Genomic DNA, 1,535 nt, shown 5'->3' with positions numbered 1-1,535 from the left:
GACAGACACTATGACCCAATCCGAGGGCACTAAAAAGACAGGAGCCCCCGCTCGTGACCGCGGGTCGGGGCTGCGACAATGATGTTGAAGTGCCATAGGCGCAGCCGCGCCGCAACGAGGTTGGGAGGCTCCCATGCCAAAGTATTCTACCGCGTTCGGGATGGACGTCCACCTGAGGTCGACCACCGTCTGCGCCCTCGACGCGGACACCGGCGAGGCCGTGACGAGGAGGTTCCCCGGCAACCCCTGGGGCGAGATCGCCGGGTGGATGGATGGGTTCCCCGGGCCGTCGCTCGCGGCCTACGAGAGCGGCTACCCCGGCTTCGCCCCGCAAAGGGAGCTCGCCGGGCTCGGCGTCGAGTGCGTCGTCGCCGCGGTCTCGAAGATCCCCAGGTCGGCCGCCGACTCGGCCTCCAAGAACGACAGGAACGACGCCGCCAGGATGGCCAAGGCGATACTCGCCCACGACATCTCCCCCGTATGGGTCCCCTCCCCCGAGGTCGAAGGCATCAGGGACCTCGCCGGCGCCTACGACGGGGCGACCGCGCGCCTGGCGACCGCCAAGCAGCGGCTGCTCGCCTTCCTCGCAAGGCGGGGGTTCGTCTACGGCGGCACCACGCCGGCCGGCAACCCGAGGAAGTACTGGACCTACGACTTCCTGAGGTGGCTCGACAAGGTCAGGCCGGAGGACGATGGCGGGGTTCGGGCGCTCGCCGCCCTGAGGAACGAGGTCGAGGCCGCGGCGGAGGCCCGGGCGGACCTGCTCTCCGAGTACAGGGCAGCCGTGGATGCCAGCCCGATCGCCGCGGAGGCGGCCGCCCTCCAGTCGATCAAGGGCTGCGCCTTCGCGCTGGCCGCAGCCTTCTCGGCCGAGGTCGGCGACTTCACGAGGTTCCGTTCCGGAAGGCAGGTCACGGCCTATTTCGGCCTCGCGCCGAGTCAGAGGTCGAGTGGCGACTCCGTGCGGCTCGGAGGCATCAGCGGTGCGGGCAACGCGCTCGTGAGGAAGCTGGCCGTTGAGGGCTCATGGTGCTACGCCGCGGCACGGCACCAGCCGAAGCTCATGCCAAGGGACACGGGCGTGCCCCTCGAGATAAGGATGCACGGGAGGAAGGGGTCCGAGCGGCTCCTGCGGCGGCGCGAGGAGATGCTCGCCCGCGGCATGCCCGCGGCGAAGGCCAACGCGGCCACCGCGGCCGAGCTCGTGAGGTGGCTCTGGGCCCTCGGCATGATGTGCCGGGAGGGCGCGGAATAGACATAGCCCCCGTCCCGGCGAGCCGGGCGGCCTTCGGGGATACCCCCTATTTCGCTGTGCGCGCGGAGCCCTCCGCATGCGCCTCGACAGACTTGGGGAACCCCGCCGAAGGAATGGAGTGCGGGCCGACAGAACGGTATCCGCGGATATGAGACTGAGCCGAAGGCGTCGATGACATGCCGGGGGCGGACCGGGACGGGTTAACGGCAGGCCCCGCCGACCGATTGCAAGCGGTCGGCGGGGCCATTGTGGCTCTTGACAGCGGATTGGGTCATATGAG

Annotated in this window: 1 protein-coding gene; it reads left to right on the top strand. The window is 69.7% G+C overall.

Going from position 1 to position 1,535, the window contains the following annotated elements:
- Window positions 1-133 precede the first annotated feature (133 nt).
- A complete protein-coding gene (locus DWZ52_RS09785) occupies window positions 134-1,255 on the top strand; it encodes an IS110 family transposase (protein ID WP_118385435.1) in 1,122 nt (373 codons plus the stop codon).
- Window positions 1,256-1,535 lie beyond the last annotated feature (280 nt).

The organism is Collinsella sp. AF33-16 (assembly GCF_003475325.1).
Lineage (GTDB): Bacteria > Actinomycetota > Coriobacteriia > Coriobacteriales > Coriobacteriaceae > Collinsella.
This window is presented reverse-complemented; position numbering and strand designations above follow the sequence as displayed.